At 50.4% G+C, this 22,684-nt stretch carries 14 protein-coding genes; 11 read left to right on the top strand and 3 right to left on the bottom strand.

The features are described from left to right. The first annotated feature begins 8 nt into the window (after positions 1-8). Positions 9-1,466: a copper amine oxidase N-terminal domain-containing protein gene (locus OM416_RS16210; protein WP_264931067.1), complete on the top strand. Its 1,458-nt coding sequence runs from the start codon at positions 9-11 to the stop codon at positions 1,464-1,466. 125 nt (positions 1,467-1,591) lie between these two features. Here the strand turns inward: OM416_RS16210 and OM416_RS16205 are convergent, their stop codons facing one another. Genes OM416_RS16205 through OM416_RS16195 form a run of 3 tightly spaced genes read right to left on the bottom strand, consistent with a single transcriptional unit; the run spans position 1,592 to position 4,431 of the window. Further along, the gene (locus OM416_RS16205) at positions 1,592-2,050 is read right to left on the bottom strand and encodes a GNAT family N-acetyltransferase (RefSeq protein WP_264931064.1); all 459 of its coding nucleotides are present in this window, start codon (positions 2,048-2,050) and stop codon (positions 1,592-1,594) included. Continuing rightward, positions 2,047-2,967 (bottom strand): D-alanine--D-alanine ligase, encoded by a 921-nt coding sequence (locus OM416_RS16200; protein WP_264931062.1) that lies wholly within the window; start codon positions 2,965-2,967, stop codon positions 2,047-2,049. Before OM416_RS16200 ends, OM416_RS16205 begins: the two co-directional genes overlap by 4 nt. 12 nt (positions 2,968-2,979) lie before the next feature. After that, entirely contained in the window at positions 2,980-4,431 is a 1,452-nt protein-coding gene (locus OM416_RS16195) for a PLP-dependent aminotransferase family protein (RefSeq protein ID WP_264931059.1), read from the bottom strand. A gap of 674 nt (positions 4,432-5,105) precedes the next feature. Here OM416_RS16195 and OM416_RS16190 point away from each other — a divergent pair. The 10 genes from OM416_RS16190 to OM416_RS16145 all read left to right on the top strand — a co-directional run bounded on the left by OM416_RS16190 (position 5,106) and on the right by OM416_RS16145 (position 22,673). Beyond that, positions 5,106-5,462, top strand: a complete 357-nt coding sequence (locus OM416_RS16190) for a nucleotide excision repair endonuclease (protein WP_264931056.1) — start codon at positions 5,106-5,108, stop codon at positions 5,460-5,462. A 242-nt stretch (positions 5,463-5,704) separates the two neighbouring features. Continuing rightward, positions 5,705-6,451 (top strand): Bax inhibitor-1/YccA family protein, encoded by a 747-nt coding sequence (locus tag OM416_RS16185; protein ID WP_264931506.1) that lies wholly within the window; start codon positions 5,705-5,707, stop codon positions 6,449-6,451. A 306-nt stretch (positions 6,452-6,757) separates the two neighbouring features. After that, positions 6,758-7,972, top strand: coding sequence for an AraC family transcriptional regulator (locus OM416_RS16180; protein ID WP_264931054.1), 1,215 nt, complete (start codon positions 6,758-6,760; stop codon positions 7,970-7,972). 51 nt (positions 7,973-8,023) lie between these two features. After that, positions 8,024-9,073, top strand: coding sequence for an ABC transporter substrate-binding protein (locus OM416_RS16175; RefSeq protein ID WP_264931052.1), 1,050 nt, complete (start codon positions 8,024-8,026; stop codon positions 9,071-9,073). Between the two features lie 273 nt (positions 9,074-9,346). Continuing rightward, entirely contained in the window at positions 9,347-10,207 is an 861-nt protein-coding gene (locus OM416_RS16170) for an alpha/beta hydrolase (RefSeq protein WP_264931048.1), read from the top strand. Between the two features lie 189 nt (positions 10,208-10,396). Further along, positions 10,397-11,182 carry a 2,3-dihydro-2,3-dihydroxybenzoate dehydrogenase gene (locus OM416_RS16165; RefSeq protein ID WP_264931046.1) on the top strand — a complete coding sequence of 262 codons (786 nt, stop codon included), beginning with the start codon at positions 10,397-10,399 and terminating at the stop codon, positions 11,180-11,182. Between the two features lie 26 nt (positions 11,183-11,208). Continuing rightward, positions 11,209-12,552, top strand: a complete 1,344-nt coding sequence (gene dhbC / locus OM416_RS16160) for an isochorismate synthase DhbC (RefSeq protein WP_264931043.1) — start codon at positions 11,209-11,211, stop codon at positions 12,550-12,552. A 3-nt stretch (positions 12,553-12,555) separates the two neighbouring features. Continuing rightward, complete coding sequence (locus OM416_RS16155) at positions 12,556-14,172, top strand: (2,3-dihydroxybenzoyl)adenylate synthase (protein WP_264931041.1); 1,617 nt, start codon at positions 12,556-12,558, stop codon at positions 14,170-14,172. Between the two features lie 261 nt (positions 14,173-14,433). Then, positions 14,434-15,432 (top strand): isochorismatase family protein, encoded by a 999-nt coding sequence (locus OM416_RS16150; RefSeq protein ID WP_264931038.1) that lies wholly within the window; start codon positions 14,434-14,436, stop codon positions 15,430-15,432. A 14-nt stretch (positions 15,433-15,446) separates the two neighbouring features. Further along, positions 15,447-22,673, top strand: coding sequence for an amino acid adenylation domain-containing protein (locus tag OM416_RS16145; protein ID WP_264931034.1), 7,227 nt, complete (start codon positions 15,447-15,449; stop codon positions 22,671-22,673). Positions 22,674-22,684: the final 11 nt, after the last annotated feature.

Raw genomic sequence — 22,684 nt, 5'->3', positions numbered from 1 at the left:
GTCAGGCTGTGGGTGGAGTAGATGTTGGCAAAGCCATGGCAAATGGCGCGAGTATCAAGTCCGGTGAATCCAGACAATCCATGAATATAAACATAGAACCGGCTACGGAATTTGCGACAGAGAAAGACCTTGAAATGATTGAACTTATTAACTCCATATCCCTGGATATTGATCAAGCCAAAATGAAAGATGCCAAGACAGCATCGATCAAAGGTACATTCAGCATGGAGGGAACGAAGCTACCTTTCCACCTGTCCATGAATGAGTCCCAATTGGTCATTGATCTGGACGGAGCCCAGAAACCGCTGTACATATCTCTGGATACGCTCCAAGATGCACAAGCGCTTCCGATGGTAGATACGAAAGCTCTGGAGAAGCAACTCGAGGAACTTTCCCCGAAACTGTTCTCTTTTGTCCTGAAACATCTGTCCAATCCGAAGAACATTTCCGTGACACCCGTACAGGAATCCGTGAATGGCGAAGCACTTAGCCTCTCCAAGCTGCATTTGGAAGTTAGTGGTGAAGAGATGCTTGCCATGGTGAAACCATTCCTGACGAGTATTTCGAAGGATGAGCAAGGACTGAAAGATCTGATTGGCGATCTGTATGATGTGTTCTACCCTGTATTGGAAGCTGTGAATGAGGTTGAAGGCGGGGGAGATGAAACGTTGAATTCCATCGTTCCTGAATCGAAAGATGAAGCCGTTGCGTCATTGTATGCGATCATCAAAGTGGGGTTGGACAGCATGCTGGTCAACTATGATCAGGAGCTGAATAACCTGTTGAATGAGACTCCTGAATTCAAAACAGTATTTGGCACAGAAACCAAACTGAAATTGGACTTCTATCTCGATAGCAAGCTGGATGTTCGCAAGCAAAAATTTGAACTGAAAGTGGCGCTGCCTGCTTCCGAAGATCTGCCGCTGAACTCCGTAACCGTAAGTGGGGACAGTGAACAGTGGAATATCGGTGGTACAGTTGCAGTCGATGAAGTAGATGTATCGGGCGGCGTTATGGATCTGATGAAGGAGGATATCACGCCTGGACAGATGCTGCGCAATTTCGATTCCAATTCTCTGGCATATCAATTGCTGAAAGATGAAGCTGGAATCACGAGTAAAAGTGTAGTGCTCTTCCCGGATGATGAATACGCTGGAGCGATCACCGTTAAGAATACAACATTTGTTCCCCTTCGCTACGTGTCTGAAGAATTGGATGCTGAAGTGAAATGGACCAAAGGCTCGAACCGAATCGTTGTCATTGACGACATCACTGGTGATGAGATTGTCCTGACTGTAGGTTCCAAGAAGGCAACCGTTGCTGGTAAAGAAGTGACGATGGTGGAATCCGCTTATGTAGGCAAGGACGGCAAGACGTATGTGCCGCTGCGCTTTATGGCTGAATCCCTTGGAGCTACTGTAGATAAAGAACAAGAAACAGGCTGGATTTACATTGAGCGTCCTTAATTTCTTGAAATAACAAGTAAAGTACAAAGACCCGACATAGATATACTGAAGAACGCCCTTAACTGGCCAATGTGCTGAGTGGGGCGTTCTTTTTGATGTGATATTCAAGATAACTTATCCGCAGGTTAATTGTGCTGTAGAATCTGAGGCTTTTTGCTAAACCCGGTACTCCCGGCTGTAAAGCCCATTTGGCGATAGAATTCATGTGCGGCTTCGCGTTCCGGGCGATTGCCACTGTTCAGGGAGAGGGAGTCCACTTCATGCGTGGCGGCCCATTGCTCGGCTTCCAGAATGAGCTGACGGCCGATGCCTGAGCCCCTGAACTGGTCATGCACAACCAATGCCATGATACGGCAGTGTCTTCCGTTCTTTTCATACAGATAAGACGTCTGTAATCCAATCAGTCCAACGACGCGTCCGCGTGCTTCAGCCACCAGTGTAGTGAAGTTTGGGTCCGCAGAGATATGGGTATAGCGCTCCTCCTTCTCCGCGAATGTGGTTGGGTAACCGAGTTGATCCATCAGAATGACCATATCTTGCAGATCGGTAGTGGAGCTATGTCTAATCGTCACATCCAGGCTCATAATTGTGTATCCTCCTTGGGTCTTTCCTTCAACGAAAGTTCAATAATGGTGTCCAGTAGCTCTGCAAAAGAAATACCTGCAGCAGCTGCACTTTTGGGCAGCAGACTGTTACGGGTAAGTCCTGGCAGTGTGTTCACCTCAAGCACATAAGGCATGCCTTCCCGAATCATCATATCCACGCGCGCATAGACGCTGCATTTGAGTACCTGATAGCAGGCCAATGCGGCTGCTTCGACGCGTTGGTGAAGGTCCGTAGGCAATTGCACAACCTGCTCATCGGCTCCGTGGTCATCATATTTGGAAGCATAGTCAAAAAACTCAGCGTTCGAACGAATGGAGATCACCGGCAGCATTTTACCATCCAGAATGGCACAGGTAATCTCCTCACCTTCGATATACTGTTCAATCATGACCGTATCATCCCAGGCGAGGGCAGCCTCCACAGCAGCGGGCAGGGCGGTAGCCTCCTTCACGACCTGGGTACCAATGCTGGAACCGCCTGAATTGGGTTTGACCACCACAGGGTACGTTAATTGTTGAACAGCAATTGAGGACAGTTCCTCCATATGGTTCACCCGCAGCCATTCTCCGGTAAGCACACCCTCATGTTGCATGAGCTGTTTGGACATGTCTTTATCCATGCATACACTGCTTGCAAGCACGCCACAACCTGTGTAGGGAATGCCCAGGGATTCCAGTGTACCCTGAACGGTACCATCTTCGCCGTATTTGCCATGCAGGGCAAGCAGTGCCACATCGATCCCGGCCGATTTGTCGATCAGATCCCGCTTGGTATTCAGCTCAATGGGCACAACCTCGTATTTGTCTCTATTCAGATTCGCAATCATCTCCTGTCCGGTGAGCAGGGAAATATCCCGCTCTGAAGATGTACCGCCCATAATCACGCCAACCTTCATGTGAAATCCTCCTTATCTCATTTGAGCTGCTGTCTCGCCAATGATCCGAATACCCTTACGTATATGCTCATCGCTGACTCTGGAGAAACCGAGACGCATCGTGTTTACGCCCTGACCGGGTTCCAGATAAAAGGTATCTCCAGGTGTGAACGTTACACCTTTCACCTTACAAGCCGCGAGCAGTTCACGAGTCCTGTATTCGGACGGGAACTGCACGAACAGGTGCAGACCGCCCTCACCGGAGATCCGGCACATCGGCAGATGCTGCTTCAGGCATCGCACAACCAGTTCATATTTTCGCTTATATTCCGTGCGGGCTCGTTTCAAGTATTTCTCGAAATTACCGTTGCTCAGATATTGATACAATAACGATTGATCCAGCGTCGAGGTATGAATGCTGCGCGCCCGTTTCATACTCTCCAGATAGTCAATCAGGGCCGCATCCGCAATAACCCAACCAACTCGCAGGCCCGGAAATAGCACTTTGGAGAAGCTGCCCAGATACACCAGTCCGTTCCCTTTGCCCATGCTGGCGATTAGGGGAGAGACATGCGAACCGGAATAGCGCAATTCTTCGTTGAACCCGTCCTCAATGATCGGTACCTGGTACTGGTTCATCAACCGGATAATCTCCGCCCGTTTCGCAGGGGACGTCACAATTCCGGTTGGATTGTGATAGGAGGGCACGAGATAAGCCAGATCATATGGACTTGCCTCAAGCTCATGTTCCAGTTGCTTTAAGTCCAGGCCATCCGGCTCCATATTTACACCGGTCAGGTGAAACTGGTGCAATTTTAGATTCTTAATCGCCGTGTGGTGCGTTGGATTCTCACAGAGCGCTTTGCCGCTTTTTTTGCGTAAAGCCCCAAGCACCAGATCGAAACCTTCCGTGAATCCGTTGGTGATTAGAATATCCTTCCCACGGAGATCGACGCCTTTGTTCTCCATATATCGTAGTAAATACTTCATCAGCGGTCTGTATCCTTGCGCATATCCGTAATTCAGCAGTACTTCGCCTTCAAGTGACATGCGATCTAGAAAAGCCCGTTTCACGTTGTGCAGATCGAACAACTTCTCATCAGGTGCTATGCTGGTAAAAGATATCTCGCCACGCTCTGCTCCGGAGCCATGCTTCATCAGATCGTACTGCTCTGCCTGAATCGCATACTCGCTTACCTCCGTTGTCCAGTCCAGTTCCCAGCTTGCTGTTGCCTCAGGAGTTTCGATGGAGGCACTGACGTAATTGCCCTTTCCTTTGACTGCATAGATCAGACCTTCATCTTCAAGCTCGGCATAAGCGAGCAGGACCGTACTTCGGCTAACTTTCATAAGTGTGCTGAGTTCACGGGTCGAGGGCAGCTTTTGTTTGGCCTGCAGGCCACCTTTGAGCATCAATCGCTTCATATAATCTTTGACTTGTATATATACAGGGCGGTCCTCCGTCAGTTGCAGATCGGAATACATCCCATCACTCCCTCTACTGGTATCTTGCCATATTATAAACCCAGCAGAAAGAACCACGATACCTCTGTTTCCCTGCGGGAGTGGTTGGTGGTTCGCGTAAACGCAAAAAAGCCCTGGCAATATGCCAGGACCCGTGGTAAAACTTGATCCATTTTCTATAGTTCTGATGCTATGACTTTCTACAGTTGCATTGCATGACTTATCTCTCTAGGATCGATAGCTATCTGACCTTCTACGTGTGTCTATTTAACTTCTGTACGGCTATAATTGCAGGCTTTCTAGGTGATACTTAAAATCTACAGTGAAATCATGAATCTAGGTCTTTCTACGTTTGCTTGCTGCAAGGTCGAATAGAGGATGAATCCACAATCTATAAGCTAAGGTTCTTGCTAACTGTACTCTTGTCGTGATCACGTAACAAAAATCAGTATGAAAAAGATGATCAATCATAGGGTACAATAGACGAAGGTAGATATAAAGACATATGTCTTAGTGCCCAATTTCTTCCTCATACCCCTATAGTACCACTTTGAATCAGGGAAGTTAACCTTTTTTTTGAAATATTTGTCGTAATAGCGAAAATTGCGTGAATTGTACTTCATATAGAATGAAATGGTGTCCGTTTATAATATGTGATAGGATGTAGACCTATAGATAATGAGGAAGTGAGCCTATTGATTAATATTACCGTGCCAACACCGAATGTAACCATCACGAAGCAGGCTGATCCACAGCTTAGCCACATTTATGGATTTACTGATTTTCACCTGATTACCCGGGAACTAGGCGGAATTTTCATGTTTTACAATGCCGCTGGAGAGTTGTTATTTGTCGGGAAAGCACGAAAATTAAGACCCCGTATCAAAAAGCATTTTGAAGATACCGTATCACCAATCAAGAATCACCGCGAGGAAGTAACGAAGATTGAAGTATGCCTGGTTGAAGATCCGGTAGATCGTGAAATTTACGAGACCTATATCATTAACACGATGCGTGCGAAATACAATTTAGATAAAGTCTTGTACAAATAAATTGCATATAAAACACAATGAACATGAATTTTCGGGACATATGTCCTAAGTACTATGCCTGTGGAGAAGGATGTGATCGCAGGATTGCATCCCACTTCGCTTGGCACCATCCCGATCTTTTTGAATACGAACACCATGGAGTAGTCTGTAGAATTGGAAATGTAGAAATGCCAGAGTTTCAGCTAAGTATCACAGAACGTAGCATTACAGATATATCAAATACATATGAAGAGGTGATTGTGTTGATCGGTCGTAGCGGTAACCCTACACTTAAAGACAGCACGTTTGAAAACAAAGGATACGGAGAAGATCGATATCAGAATTACATGACGATCAACGGCACGGTGAACAAAGCGTTTATTACGCTGGTGATCCTGCTGGGCAGTGCGTTTGCAACATGGATGATGTTCTTTAACGGACAACAAGTGATGCCGCTCGCTTATGGTGGATTGATCGTTGGTTTCATTCTGGCACTTGTGATTTCGTTCAAACCAGTAGCGGCACCGTATCTAGTACCCGTCTATGCCGTGGCAGAAGGCCTGTTCCTTGGAGCGCTCTCCGCAACCTATGAGTCCCTGTATAACGGAATTACCTTGCAGGCGGCCCTGTTGACCATGGCTGTATTCATCGCCCTGCTGATGGCATACAAAACCAGAGTGATCAAAGCTACGGAGAACTTCAAGTTGGGCGTTGTTGCTGCAACTGGCGGTATCATGATCATGTATCTGTTGAGCTTTGTACTGGGTTTCTTCGGCATTTCGATTCCTTATCTGCATGATAATAGCTTGATCGGCATCGGTATTTCGGTCGTTATCGTTATTGTTGCTGCGCTCAATCTGGTCTTGGATTTCGACTTCATCGAGGGTGGTGCTGAACGTGGTGCGCCCAAGTACATGGAGTGGTACGGTGCCTTTGGATTGATGGTGACGCTGGTATGGTTGTACATTGAAATTATCCGTCTGCTTGGCAAATTGCGGAGCCGGGACTAGTCCTGCTTTTAACGTCATCATCAGAGTATGAACTTCATTAAAGCTAACGCGTGATACTCACGTCGTTGGCTTTTTTGGTATATTTGGAGGTAGTTTATAAGCAACTTCGCGAACAGTAGTAGAGGGGAAAGTATGGATTTTGGTGTGTACATTTTACCATATTTGGATTGACGGTCTGGAAATGGTTATGGTATTTTATTGATAATGATTATCATTTTCGTTTAAATATTGCACAAGTTGCCCGATAGTTCTCTCTACCTTTAGCTACATATCATACCGATCAAGCAGATCGAAAGGAGTGGCCTCATGTTACTGGAAAATGATTCGCAGATTGCTGCGCACCAGCCTGTTCCCGGCCGCAGTCCCAAGACGGATCTTGCCAACGTTAAAATATACATGGACAAACATTACGACCAACCTCTATCGATTGCAGATCTCGCTTCGGAAGCGGGGATCAGTCCAAAATATTTCGTGGATCTGTTCAAGAAAACGTATGGACAGAGTGCAATGGAATATCTTACGGATCTGCGCATTAACCGCGCCAAGCGATACTTGAAGGAATCCACAAACAAACTTCGCGATATTGCCCTGAGAGTGGGATATAGTGATGAGTACTACTTTAGCCGTAAATTTAAAAAGGAAGTCGGCGTATCTCCTTCGGATTATGCGAAAAACGCCAGAAAACGGATTGCCACCTGCTCCTCCAGTGTGATTGGACAGCTTCTGGCGCTCAATGTCATTCCCGTAGCTGCACCTATCGATCCCAAATGGACCGCGTATTATTATAATGCACATCGTTCAGAGATCCAGTCCCATCTGAAATTAACGGACCCGTACACGAGTTGGCGGTTTGAGGCCAATGTGGAACGGTTGGTTCATATTCGCCCTGATGCCATCGTGGGCACAGATCAGATTAGTGAACAGGATCAGGCCAAACTGGCCGAGATTGCACCTTGTTGTTTTGTCCCTAAACATCATTCGGATTGGCGAACACAGCTACGCATGATTGGATTATTTCTGGAGCGGGAGGAACAGGCGGAGCAATGGATACACATGTACAACCAGCGAGCAGAGAAGGCGCGGGAATCGGTACAGCGGGAAGTGGGTCGGGAGAAAGTAATCGTTGTACGGATCTACGGTCAGAATCTCTACCTTTATAGCAATCCGGGTATTGAAGAAGTGTTGTATGGAGCGCTGCAACTGGACACTTACTCGGATCTCAGTGCCAATAATCCGTTAACGCTGGAGCAGCTCGCTGCAATGAACCCTGATCGCATTCTCGTTATGGTGTGTCCCGAAGCTGCTTCACGCGCGTATTGGCTCAGCTTGCAGCATTCAGTTACATGGCGGCAGCTCAAGGCCATTCGTCAGTACCAGGTCCATCTGATCACAGGTGATCCTTGGTTTGATTATTCGGCTGTAGGCGTGATGCGTATGCTGGATGAAGCTCTACTGATCTTCACGGGATATTGTCCAAACATATATCTGGATAACGTCCATGGTGATTCCCAGGCGACGTGACATATAATCCTTGTATCTAAATGAGAATGTTTATCAAGGGGGATATCACACATGTTTCACCATATCAAAAACATCGGACAACGTTCCGTTGGTAGCCAATTCCGCAGTGCCCGGCTCTCAGCCCTGATCTTGCTGATGTTAGTTACAGGGCTGTTGTCTGCCTGTGGTGCAGCATCCGAGAATACAGGAGCAGCCCAAGAGGAGCAGCCCGCAACGGAAACTTCAACCCCGGCTTTAACCGAGACGGTTGTGCAAGAAGAGCAAGCGGAAGAAACGACGGGTGAACGCACCGTAAAAGATGACTTGGGACATGATGTAAATGTTCCAGCCAGTACAGAGCGGGTATTTGCACCATATCTGGAAGATTCCCTGTTAACCCTTGGTGTTAAGCCGGTAGCCCAGTGGGCGAGTGGTACGAAAGGGCATGTCTATCTCCAGGATCAGCTCAGTGATGTGCCTACCCTTGATTTCTCCAGTGGATTGCCTTCGCCAGAAGCACTGATGTCGTATAATCCTGATTTTATTATCTTGCATACGGCCCAATATGCTGAGAATGGGGTATACGAGAGTTATTCCAAAATCGCACCGACCTACGTATTTACGAATGCTTCGGGTGATGTAGAGAAGTCTTTGCAGATCATTGGTGATCTGTTGGGCAAAACGGCTGAAGCCGAAAAAGCCATTGAAACCTACCATGCCAAGGTTGAGTCAGCCAAAGCGGAATTGGCGAAAGTAGCCGAAGGCAAAAAAGCAGCCATTATCCGTTTCGCCCCACGTGGCATAAGTATGATGGGTGGTAACTATTTCAGTGGTTATGTCGTATATGAACAACTGGGACTAGGTAAGCCTAAATTGGTCGAGTCGGAAAACAGCGCCATTGTATCCACCGAGGTTTTACCTGAGATTGATGCCGACTTTATTTTCACCGTGGAACAAGGTCCAGGCAGCATGAAGGAAATGACCGAAACCAACGTATGGAACAGTATGCCGGCGGTAAAAGCAGGTCATGTGTACGCTGTCGAGCCAGCTCCGTGGCTGGGTGGTGGACTGATCGCATACGGTCATGTCATCGATGATACGCTCAAAGCGTTAACACAATAATTGGAATAGTGCAGCTCCCTTTGGAGTGCCGGGAACCGGATGTTAGTCCAGCGTTTCCGGTGCACCGTGAGGGAGCTTTTTTTAAGAATAGAAGGTGAACATTATATTACAAAAATATGGAAATATGGAGATAATCAAAATGATTTCTGGATATCGTCCATGGGACAGCCGGATTGACTCTTTTATAATTGGTAATGAGAATCAATCTCATATACAGAATGTAGTTCAGTATTCAACTTATATAAGCAGAACAACGAGGAGGACCCATCCGTAATGACGTTTCAGCCCAACCCAACCGCTCCAGGCAACCTTGAGCATATCGCACGCAGTACCGTTCAGATTCCACATGCCGAACAATGGACCATGAAATCACGCTCAGGCCACCATGCCTATCAGATCATGGTATTCAAGCCTGCTGAACCTCCGCCCCCGTCCGGTTACCCGGTAATCTACCTGCTGGATGCCAATTCCGTATTCGGCACGATGGTGGAAGCTGTTCGTGTGCAGGGACGCAGACCGGAGAAGACAGGAGCAGTCCCGGCCATTGTCGTAGGCATTGGGTACCCGATCGCGGGCCCCTTTTCCCCTCACCGATACTATGACTTTACTCCAAAGGCCACAACGGAATATACCCAAAAATCCGATGGTACACCTCTTCCGGAACAAGGAGGGGCGGATGAGTTCTTGCGGTTTATTGAAGAAGAACTGAAGCCGGATATGGAGAAGCAGTTTCGGATTGATCGAGATAGACAGGCTATATTTGGTCATTCGCTTGGTGGGTTGTTCGTGATCCATGCGTTGTTCACGAAGCCAGAGGCTTTTCGATATTACATTGCGGGAAGTCCCTCGCTGCACTGGAATCAGAAGGTCATGCAGGCGGAGGAACAGGAATTCGTCGCAAGGCTGGAACAGCATCCGGTGAACGTCAAGGTGTGGATTGGTATGGGAGAACAGGAGAAGACACACCCGGCCCGTAACAATGATAAGGCATCAAGTCTTACGGAACGTTTATCTGCATTAAATCAGCCAGGACTGGATATCGCCTACACCGAGTTCGAAGAAGAGAACCATGTCTCCGTATTGCCTTTTTTGATTAGTCGCACGATGCGTTTTGCCTGTAGTCCGGAGTCATAGAAGGTTGGAATGAGGGATGTTTTTTTCAGACGATAATCATGTGACTCAGGGATCAGTATGCGGCAGGAGCCAAAGGGACAGCCATGTTTCGGATTTACGGATGATCACACTCAACTGGATAGAACCAGGCTAACACATCGCTCCAACAGGGGAGAACATAGCTATAAGGCAGTAAGGGAGGTACACGAGGTGAGCTACACAGGAATAGCTGGAAAAGTGGCCGTGGTCACCGGTGCTGCGCAAGGGATCGGTGAAGCGGTGGCGAGATTGCTTGCACAGCATGGCGCTATCGTTGCTCTGGTGGATCGACAGGAAGATGCGCTGAATCAGCTGGTTACCAATCTGCGCAATCAGGGCCAACAGGCAACAGCCTGCATTGCTGATATATCGCATCGTCAAGCGGTTGAGGATACCGTTCAACAGATCGAAGAGACCGTAGGTCCCATTGGCATTTTGGTGAATGCTGCGGGTGTACTGCACACAGGGGCAGTCAGTGAGCTGACAGATGAAGAATGGACGAAGACATTTGATGTGAACACACATGGTGTATTTTACATGTCGCGTGCGGTTGTGAGAAATATGGCTGAACGCCAGACGGGTGCGGTGGTTACCGTTGGTTCGAATGCTGCGGGTGTTCCGCGAATGCACATGTCTGCCTATGCGGCTTCCAAAGCAGCCTCGACCATCTTCACCAAATGTCTGGCTCTGGAATACGCGGATCGGCATATTCGCTGCAACATTGTCTCTCCAGGCTCAACGGACACGCCAATGCAGCGAGCTATGTGGCAGGATGAGCAAGGCGCAGAGGCAGTCATTGCAGGCTCACCGCATACCTTCCGTTTGGGCATTCCGCTCAACAGGATGGCATTGCCAGAGGATATCGCGGACGCGGTGGTCTACCTGGTATCGGATCAAGCCAGACATGTTACGATGCATGATCTGTGTGTGGATGGAGGCGCCACGCTCGGTGCCTGAATCAAGAGATAAGGAGATGATGAATCATGTCAAAAGCGGGTACGGTTACTGCCACTTCCGCCATACACCTTCTGGAGCAATATCGGGAGGGGACGTCCTTTTTCTGGTCTTCACCGCAACATACCTTGCTCGCGCAAGGAGAACGGATTCGTTGGTCTCCGCTACATGCGGAGCACGCAATTCAATTAGATCCCAGCGATTCTGCTGATGTAATTGAACATAAACATAAGGAAGAGAAACATCTTTATATAGATGGTATTCAACAGCTTATGGACAAGGCCGAGCAAGCTGGTCAATCGAACCCGATGGTGGTTGGCGCCATCCCGTTTGATCCGCTAGACGATTCTGCTGAGCTATATGTACCAGAGACGGTGCAGTGGGCTGAACCGCTACCCTCGGAAACACGAGCATTAATTCAGAAGCAGCCAGCAGCCGTAGGTTGTGAGGTCGTTGAGGAACCTGCGGGCACAGTGTATGAGCAAAGTGTAGACAACGTATTGGTTCACCTGAACCATGGGGATCTCCATAAAGTCGTGTTATCCCGTACGCTTGAGGTGACTTCACAGACGATCGTGGACACACATCAATTACTGCGTAATCTGTTCAGGGACAACACACATGGATATACATTTGCTGTACCCATGAGGGGTATAACTCAGTTGAAAAGTACTATAACAACGAATAAACAACATTCAAAAATAGATGAACAATTTGATAATAAAACGAGTCGCACCTTCATCGGAGCAAGCCCGGAACTATTAGTTACCCGCAAAGGGTCAAAAGTACGCGCCAACCCAATGGCAGGCTCTGCTGCCCGGAGTGATGATCCAGCGGAAGATCGCCGCCGTGCAGAGGCACTGCTGGCTTCAGCCAAGGATCGGCATGAACATGCCGTGGTCATTGAGGCAGTTGCGGAGGCGCTGCGCCCATTATGCCGACAACTATCCGTTCCAGCAGAACCTTCGCTGATTCAGACGCGCACAATGTGGCATTTATCCACTGAAATCCACGGAGAGCTGGCGGACGCGGCCACAACGTCACTGGAGCTGGCTTTGGCTCTTCATCCCACACCCGCCATCTGTGGAACGCCTGTACAGGCTGCGCGGGCAGCGATTAAGCAACAGGAGCCGTTCGACCGGGGATTATTTACGGGAATGGTGGGCTGGTGCGACAGTGAGGGCGACGGCGAGTGGGCCGTAACGATCCGATGTGCTGAAGTGGAAGGCACAGCTGTGAAATTGTTCGCTGGAGCGGGCATTGTAGCAGGTTCTACGGCAGAAGCTGAGCTGGCAGAGACGGCTGCCAAGTTCAGAACGATGCTGCTCGCGATGGGTTTGGATTCGACTGTGTCCAGTCAGAAGGAGGAATGAGCAATGCTGTCAGGATATCAGGCTTGGCCTGAGGAGGTTGCAGAGCGTTATCGGCAGGAGGGTTGCTGGGAAGGGATTACGTTTGGAGAGATGCTTCGGCAGCGTGCAGATCTATATGGCAATCGGGTAGCCATTATTAGCGGTGAAGACCAATTCACTTATTCAGAACTGGATGAACGGGTGGATCGATTGGCTTCCGGTTTATATGCCAAAGGCATACGGCAGTATGACCGGGTTATTATTCAGCTGCCCAATATTACGGCGTTTGTTGAAGCATGTTTTGCTTTATTCCGCATCGGTGCGCTGCCTGTATTCGCTCTTCCTTTGCACCGAAAGAGTGAAATCACATATTTCGCTCGTTTCTCCGAGGCCGTAGCCTATCTGATTCCGGATCAGGATGGAGGATTTGATTATCGCACGTTGGCAGAGGAGGTACAGGCAGAGGTTCCGGGACTTCGGCATATTTTCGTGGCGGGAGAGGCCGGTCCGTTTACAGCATTGGAAGATGTTTATACAGAACCTGTCACACTGCCGGATGAACCGACGTCTTCGGATGTTACTTTTCTACAGTTGTCGGGCGGAAGCACCGGGTTGTCCAAGATGATCCCACGTACCCATGATGACTACATTTACAGCTTACGAAGAAGTGTCGAGGTGTGTGGTCTCAGTCCCGAAAGCGTCTATCTGGCTGCACTACCTGTAGCACATAACTATCCAATGAGCTCACCTGGCATTCTGGGCACGTTGTACGCAGGTGGCACGATTGTGTTGTCACGGGGATCGAGCCCGGATGAAGCCTTTCCACTGATTATGCGCCATCAGGTAACGATCACCGCTCTGGTGCCGCCACTGGCTCTCGTCTGGCTCAATGCAGCGGCTGCCCGTGGAACTAAACTTCCGTCGCTCCAGGTGCTTCAAGTGGGGGGAGCCAAATTCAGTGTAGAGGTGGCGTCACGCGTCAAACCGGTCCTTGGCTGTACATTACAACAGGTGTTTGGCATGGCCGAAGGACTGGTTAACTACACACGCCTCGACGATTCGGAGCATGTCATTACCCACACACAAGGGAAACCGATGTCTCCCTATGACGAGGTGCGGATTGTGGATGACGAAGATGTTGAAGTGGAGCAGGGACAAGCCGGACACCTGCTGACACGCGGGCCCTATACCATTCGTGGTTATTACAAAGCCGAGGAACATAACGCCAGATCGTTTACTACGGAAGGTTTCTATCGCACAGGCGATATTGCGAGTCTGACGGCTGACGGATATCTCGTTGTCGAAGGACGGGCGAAGGATCAGATTAATCGTGGTGGGGATAAGGTGGCTGCCGAGGAAGTGGAAAATCATCTGCTGGCCCATCCCGGTGTGCATGATGCAGCTTTGGTCTCCATGCCGGATGAGTATCTGGGCGAACGCTCTTGTGCCTTTATCGTGCCAAGCGGCGAAGCTCTGGCGGTGGCGGAAATCAAATCTTTTCTACGCAATCGGGGCCTGGCCAGTTATAAAATCCCGGATCGGATTGAGCTGGTAGATGCTTTTCCGAAGACACAAGTGGGCAAGGTCAGCAAAAAAGCACTACGGGAAATGTTGACCATCGAGCAACCTGTATCTAAATAAGAATTACTAACAGATAACGTTACATTTTATCAGTTGAACTAACCATTTACACAAGAACGTAGAGGGCAGAAATATCCTGAAGAAGCGAAGCGTGCGCCTTTATCACCGGATTTTCACCTTTGTAAAATTGAATCAAAAAATCTGGGGATAACAGCGATCGGAAGGTTATTCTGTCATCGGAGTGGCAAGTGTAAACATTCTTTAGTTCAACTGATATGGCTGAACATGATCTGATAAATATAGCTGAAAAGAGGGATATTCATGGCACTTCCAGTGATTCAACCATATGCAATGCCTGTAGCGTCGGAGCTTCCGGTCAACAAGGTAGCCTGGACACCGGATGCGAAGCGTGCAGTACTCTTGATCCACGATATGCAGAACTATTTTATGAATGCATTTACGGCGGGAGCATCCCCGGTGGTCGAACTAATTGATCATATTGCACAACTTCGTTCAACGTGTCATGAGCTTGGGATTCCCGTGGTCTACTCGGCACAACCGGGCGGACAGACACCGGAGCAGCGCGGATTACAGTTGGATTTCTGGGGAGCGGGGATCGATGGCGGGCCTGTTCAAAAAGAAATTGTTGAATCGCTCGCACCCGCTCCACAGGACACCTTCATGACCAAATGGCGCTACAGCGCCTTCCAAAAGACGGAACTGCTTGAACTGATGGAGCGGCAGGGCCGGGATCAATTGATTGTCTGCGGCATATATGCGCATATCGGATGTCTGATGACGTCAAGTGAGGCATTTATGCGAGACATTCAGGCGTTTCTCGTTGCCGATGCGGTTGCAGATTTTTCGGCGGAGAAACATCGCATGGCACTGACGTACGCGTCAGAACGATGTGCGGTAACACTAACGACCGAACGTTCGATTACGCTACTGAATGCGTCAGCCGCAACCAGAACTGGAGGTACAGCTACATCGGAGGCACAGCAGAAATCAGCATCCACCGTGGAGACTGGGCATGTCGTGGAAGCAAGAGAAGGCGTTGATCAGGCAAGGCTGGCAGCATTACGGGCTCAGATTGCCGATCTGCTACAGGAGCAGCCCGATTCAATTGGGGAGCATGATGATCTGATTCAGAACTGGGGAATGGATTCCATTCGCATGATGAGTCTGGCTGAACGTTTTCGCGCGGAAGGCGCAGAAGTTACCTTTGTTGATCTGGCGGAGCAGCCTACATTGGCAGCTTGGGCTGGGCTCCTGGATAATGCCCAACCGAAAGTACTGCCGAACGGAGACTACTTTTGAGCGGGGCGGTGCAGATGTCGCATCGTCGGAACACAGCTTGGCCTTTATCTTCTGCACAGTCTGGCATCTGGTATGCCCAACAGTTGAATCCGGACAACCCGATGTACAACACGGCCGAGTACGTGGTTATTGACGGTCAGATCCATGCGGGGCGATTCGAAGAAAGTGTACGCCAGACCGTGATGGAGGCCGAATCGCTGAATATGGTATATGGCGAAAATGAGCAAGGCCCGTGGCAGTCTCTGCGCACCAATATGAATGATTGGACATTCCATGTCATGGATGTGCGTGATCAGGCGGATCCTCATACGGCTGCGCTCGACTGGATGAAGCAAGATCTGGCACGGCCTGTTGATCTGGCAATGGGTCCACTCTTCACAGAAGCTCTGTTCCGGGTGAGTGAGGATCGCTATTACTGGTACCAACGCATTCACCATATTGCGATTGATGGGTACGGCGTATCCCTGATCACACGCAGGGTTGCCAGCTTGTACTCTGCAAGCATTCAGGGAGAGGGCGCAGCACAGGCACAGGTTACGGCAACATTTGGATCACTGACTTCCGTTCTCGAAGAAGATGAAGCTTACTCATCCTCCACCAACCGAGAGCAGGATCAGCAGTTCTGGATCGACCGATTCGCGGACGCACCGGATGTGGTCAGTCTGGGTGAACGTGCTCCACGTACATCAACCGAGTTTCTGCGGCAGAGTACGGTGCTCACGCCTTCACAACGGGAGCAATTGCAAGCAGCAGCGGGTAGATTCGGTGCGACTTGGCCGGATCTGTGTGTAGCGGCAACAGCGATCTATGTGCACCGGATGACAGGGGCAGCCGATGTTGTTCTGGCCTTGCCGGTGATGTGCCGATTAGGCTCAGCATCGCTACGTGTTCCAGGCATGGTCATGAATGTGCTTCCGCTCCGCCTGTATCTGGATTCGCAGATGAATCTGTCTGATTTGATGGGACAGATCGTGAAGGAGATTCGGGCTGTACGCAAACACCAGCGATATCGGCACCAGGATCTAAGGCGTGATCTCAAGCTCTTGGGAGAGAATCGGCGTCTGTTTGGACCGATGATCAATGTGATGCCCTTCCATCATGAGTTGAATTTTGCGGGCGCATGCGGCATGATCCATAATCTGTCCACGGGTGCGGTGGATGATCTGTCGATTCATATTGTGGACCAGGGACATGGTCATGGACTGAGTATTGCTTTTGATGCGAACCCTTCGATCTATGTGGACTCGGAATTGCGTGATCATCAGCTTCGCTATGTGCAAATCCTGCAATGCCTGATGTCAGAAGGGACAGAAGACATATCGGTTGGACAGATAGACATCCTGCTTCCTGCCGAACGCGAACAAGTGCTGGAAGGATGGAATCAGACGCATCATGCCATCGCTGAGTGGAATTCGGCAGCGCTATTTGAACATCAGGTTCGGCGTACACCTCTTGCAACCGCAGTGACATTCGAAGGGACATCGCTGACCTACGCAGAGCTGAACGAACGTGCGAATCAACTGGCACATGAACTGATACAGACTTACGGAGCAGGACCGGAGCAGGTGGTTGGCATTGCGATGCCTCGTTCACTGGACGTGGTCATTGCGATTGTAGCTGCTCACAAAACAGGAGCAGCCTATCTGCCGCTTGACCCTGATTATCCCGAAGAGCGCCTGATCTACATGCTGGAGGATACCAAGCCTGCTTGTGTGGTGACAGTTATGAACAACTTCTCTCATATTCCGCAGACGTCCAGTGTACCGATTCTGGTCATGGATGAACCGGATAGGATACAGGCAGTGAACAGTCAGTCTGGAAGCAATCCCGAAGGTGATGATCTGCCAGGCACGGCTTCTCTGCTCAACCCTGCATATCTGATCTATACTTCCGGTTCTACCGGTAAGCCGAAGGGTGTAGCTGTAACTCATTTGGGATTAGCCAACCTGCTTGAAGATATGAAGACAAGACTGCAGATCGGTCCGCAGGATCGCTGGCTGTCGGTGACCACGATTGCTTTTGACATCTCCGTACTGGAAATCTTCCTGCCACTGACGACTGGAGCAAGACTGGATATCGCGCAAAAGGAAACGATTCTTGATCCGGTAGCACTGGCCGGGAAGATGAGAGAGCAAGAGACAACAATCATGCAGGCTACGCCAACGTTATGGCAGTCTCTGGTGACGAGCCGTCCGGGAAGGTTTGACGGGCTAACGGTGATTACCGGAGGAGAGGCCTTATCCGAAGAACTGAAGCTTTCGCTGGAGGCGTTGGGCTGTCAGGTCAATAATCAATACGGGCCAACGGAGACAACCATCTATTCTACAGCTGCATCGCTGGGGAATGAACATACAGGCAAACCATCCATTGGTGGTCCGGTTCGTAACACACAGCTCTATGTTCTGGATCAGAGTATGCAGCCTGTCCCCCCGGGCGTAGCAGGGGAATTGTATATCGCGGGAGAGGGACTTGCACGGGGATATTTGGGCAGACCTGATCTGACCGCAGAACGTTTTGTCCCGAGTCCCTTTGGACAACCGGGCAGTCGAATGTACCGGACAGGAGACTTGGCCAAATGGTTGCCGGACGGTTCCATCGATTATTTGGGACGGGCAGATCATCAGATCAAAATTAGGGGCTTCCGCATTGAACTGGGGGAGATTGAGTCAGTTATCTCCAGATATCCGGGTGTAACACAGGTTACGGTCATGGCACGCGAAGACCAACCTGGGAACCAGCGGTTAGCGGCATATATCGTGGCTGATGCGGAAGATCATCAAGCTGACATGGGTCTGGCTGATATCAGAGCACACGTAGCTGATGCGTTACCGGATTATATGGTGCCCTCTGCCTTTATGCTACTTCCAGAGATGCCGCTGACACCGAACAAAAAAATCGACCGCAAACGGCTTCCTGTGCCTGCTTTGGCATCTAATGCAAACGGGAGGGAGGCACGTACACCGCAGGAGGAGATTCTTTGCAGCCTGTTTGTCGAGATTCTGGGTGTGGCTCGGGTAGGCATTGATGATGATTTCTTCGAACTGGGTGGACATTCCCTGCTGGCCGGGCGAATTACAGCCAGAGTACGTGATGTATTCGGGGCCGAACTGAACATCGGCAGTGTGTTTGAATCACCGACAGCAGCAGGGCTTGCCCGGAAGCTGGATCAGGCGAAGTCCGTCAGACCCGTTATTCAGCCTGTTCCGCGTGCGGGTGAGATTCCGCTTTCCTTTGCCCAGCGACGGTTATGGTTCCTCTATTGCTTAGAGGGTGCTAATCCCACCTACAATATTCCGTTGGTTGCCCGTTTGACCGGGAAGCTGGATGTGGACGCTCTCCGAAACGCTCTGCAGGATATTGTTGCCCGTCACGAGACACTTCGCACATTGTATCCGCCAGATCTGGGTTCGGCGAGCCAGCATATCCTCCGTGCAGCAGATGTAACAGTGAATATGAAGCTCACCCGGGCTTCGGCTGAGAAGCTGCCCGAGCTGCTGGCAGAAGCGTCGCGTTACAGCTTCGAGCTTAGTACTGAACCGGGCATCCGTGCGGAATTGTTCCATACGGATGCGGACGAACATACATTGCTGGTGCTGATTCACCACATTGCAGGGGATGGTTGGTCCTTATCACGGCTTATCCGGGATTTGTCGGAGGCTTATACTGCTCGTCTGCGTGGGTCTGCTCCGGCTTGGGAGCCGCTACGCATTCAGTATGCAGATTATGCGGTGTGGCAGGAGAGCCTGCTTGGGGATGAGAAGCGGCAGGACAGTCTGATCGCGAGGCAGTTAGCATTCTGGACTGATCGGCTCGCAGGCTTGCCAGAACAAGTCACGTTCCCGGCCGACTATGCCCGTCCAGTGGTATCCAGTTACCGAGGCGGGACGGTGCCATTTGCGATCAGTCAACGTCTGCATGAACAGCTTGCGACAGTTGCCCGTGAGCATAAAGTCAGTCTATTCATGCTCCTGCATTCAGCGTTATCTGTGTTGCTCACCCGAATGGGTGCAGGGACAGACATTGCGATAGGCACACCGATTGCCGGACGGAGTGACGATGCGCTCGATGATGTCGTGGGGATGTTCATCAATACGCTTGTCCTGCGTACGGACACTTCGGGCGATCCGACCTTCCGAGAGCTGTTGGCCCGCGTGCGGGAGGCAGATCTTGCTGCCTATGAACATCAGGATTTACCGTTTGAACGGCTGGTCGAAGTGCTGAATCCGCCCCGATCCCGTTCCAAACATCCGCTCTTTCAGGTGATGCTGGTGCTGCAAAATACACCAGATGTTCGTCTTGACCTGCCAGGTGTTGAAGCAGAGACTCGCATCCACAGTGTAGGTTCATCCAAATTCGACCTTACGCTTGAACTGACGGAGAAACGGGAGCAGAACGGACTTCCGGCTGGAATTGAAGGTGTATTGGAGTATAGTGCAGATCTCTACCGTGAATCGACTGCCGCAGAATTGGTGGTTCGGTTGATGCAGGTGCTTGAGGATGCTGTACAGCAGATGGATGAACGTATCAGCAGATTTGACCTGGTTACACCGTCAGAGCATGCCCAGCTTGAAAAGGAGTGGACATCTACACCGGACGAAGGTCCGCAGCTGACCATAGCCGAGCGTTTTGAAGTGCAGGCAGCCGCTTACGCAGGTTCGGTAGCTCTCCATTGTGAGGATGTTCGTGTGACTTACAGGGAGATAAATGCACGGGCTAATCGACTGGCGAGACTATTGATCGCAGAAGGTGCCGGGCCGGAACAGATGGTGGCATTAGCCTTACCTCGTTCGGTAGAGATGGTCGTAGCCATTCTTGCTGTACTCAAAACGGGTGCTGCCTATCTGCCACTGGACCCGCACTATCCGGCAGACCGTTTAACGCATATGCTGACGGACGCAGCGCCGAAAGTGATGATTACAAGTACAGAGGTGTATGCCCTGCTACCGCAAGTTGAAAACATTAAATGTATTAACTTGGACGATCTGCATACTTTGCGGCAATTGGAATCCATGGATGAGCGAAACCCGACAGACCATGAACGGAACGGACGGGTAACTCCGCTGAGTCCGGCTTATATGATCTATACCTCGGGTTCAACAGGGAAACCCAAAGGTGTCGTGATTCCACATGCGAATGTCATCCGGTTATTGGATGCAACGCAGCACTGGTTCCATTTTGACGAGAGCGATGTGTGGACGTTGTTCCATTCCTATGCATTTGACTTCTCTGTGTGGGAAATCTGGGGCCCTCTGTTGTATGGAGGCAGCTTGGTTGTTGTTCCCCATGAGATTAGCCGATCACCTGGAGCGTTCCTGCAGCTGCTCGCCGAGCAAAAAGTAACCGTACTGAACCAGACGCCATCTGCGTTCTACCAACTGATGCAGGCCGATAGGGAAAATCCGGTCTGGGGACAGCAGCTTGCGCTCCGCTATGTGGTCTTTGGAGGCGAGGCATTGGAGCTGGGACGGTTGGATGACTGGTATGAACGCCATGCGGATGACGCCCCAAGACTCATCAATATGTATGGTATTACGGAAACAACGGTCCATGTCAGCTACAAAGAGCTTCACACAGGCAGCGCAGCAGAAGGCGCAAGCAGTTGGATTGGATGCGCTATTCCAGACCTGCGTGTCTATGTGCTGGATGATCATCTGAAGCCCGTGCCAACAGGTGTAACCGGAGAGATGTATGTGGCGGGAGCGGGTCTGGCTCGTGGCTATTGGGGAAGGCCAGATCTCACGGCAGAGCGATTCGTCGCCGATCCATATGGTGCACCGGGTACACGAATGTACCGTACGGGAGACTTGGCAAAGCGCCTGCACGATGGTTCGCTTGATTATCTTGGACGAGCCGACCAGCAGGTGAAAATCCGCGGGTTCCGTATTGAGCTTGGCGAGATTGAGGCTGTATTGGCAAAACATTCGGGTGTGGCTCAGGCTGCTGTTATTGTTCGTGAAGACCAGCCAGGGGATAAGCGTCTTGTCGCTTATATTGTTCCTGTACCGGACAGTGAAGCAGAACTGGAAACGGCTTCGTTACGCCGACATGCGGGAGCGAGCTTGCCGGATTATATGGTTCCATCTGCGGTTGTTGTGATGGAGATCCTGCCACTTACGCCGAATGGCAAGCTGGATCGCAAGGCATTGCCTGCACCAGAGATGCAATTATCGGCTGATGGCCGAGCACCGCGCAATCCACAGGAGCAGATTCTCTGTGATCTGTTTGCCGAAGTATTGGGATTGCGAAGTGTGAGTATTGATGACAGCTTCTTCGAACTGGGCGGTCATTCGCTGCTTGCGGTCCGCCTGATGAGTCGAATTCGTGAAGCGATGGGCAAGGAGCCAGGCATCGGCATTTTGTTCGAAACCGCCACAGTGGCTGGACTGGCCGAGCGATTGGAGATGGATGCAGATTCCGGGAAAAGCTCACTGCAAGTGTTGCTACCGCTCCGGACGCATGGTCAGCATCTGCCCGTATTCTGTGTGCATCCGGCCGGAGGACTTAGTTGGTGTTATGCCGGATTGATGAAACATCTGGGTATGGAGTATCCGCTATACGGTTTGCAGGCAAGGGGTATCGCAGAGTACGAGGTGCTTCCTTCGACACTGGAGGATATGACGGCAGATTACATCCGTCACATCCGGTCTGTGCAGCCCGAAGGCCCGTATCGTTTGCTCGGCTGGTCACTGGGCGGCAACGTGGCTCAGGCGATGGCCGTGCAGCTTCAGTCCGAAGGAGAAGAAGTAGAGTTTCTCGCTATGCTGGATGCATATCCGAGTCATTATTTGCCTATTCGCGGCGAACCGGATGAGGAAGAGGCGTTAACGGCATTGCTTGCACTCGGTGGATATGATCCGGACAGTATTGGGGATGGGCCGCTGGATATGGCAACAGCGATGCGTATCCTTCGTAGTGAAGGCAGTGCGTTGGCCAGTTTGGATGAAGAGACGATCATGAAGCTGCGGAAAACCTATGAAAATTCTGTCCGGATCTTGGGGGCGTACACGCCATCCCGATTCGAAGGTGACCTGATTTTCTTCCGATCAACCATAATTCCTGACTGGTTCGATCCGATCGAACCGGAGATGTGGAATGCATACATTGGAGGGCAATTGGAACGTCATGATATTGCTTGTCGTCACAAAGACCTCTGTCAGCCGGGTCCATTGGAGGAAATCTGTCGTACCCTGTCCGTCCGGCTGGAGATGCTGAACAAGAAGCGCAACATTCAACACAAATAGGAGGATAAGCT

This window comes from Paenibacillus sp. LS1 (assembly GCF_026013365.1).
Taxonomy (GTDB): domain Bacteria; phylum Bacillota; class Bacilli; order Paenibacillales; family Paenibacillaceae; genus Paenibacillus.
This window is presented reverse-complemented; position numbering and strand designations above follow the sequence as displayed.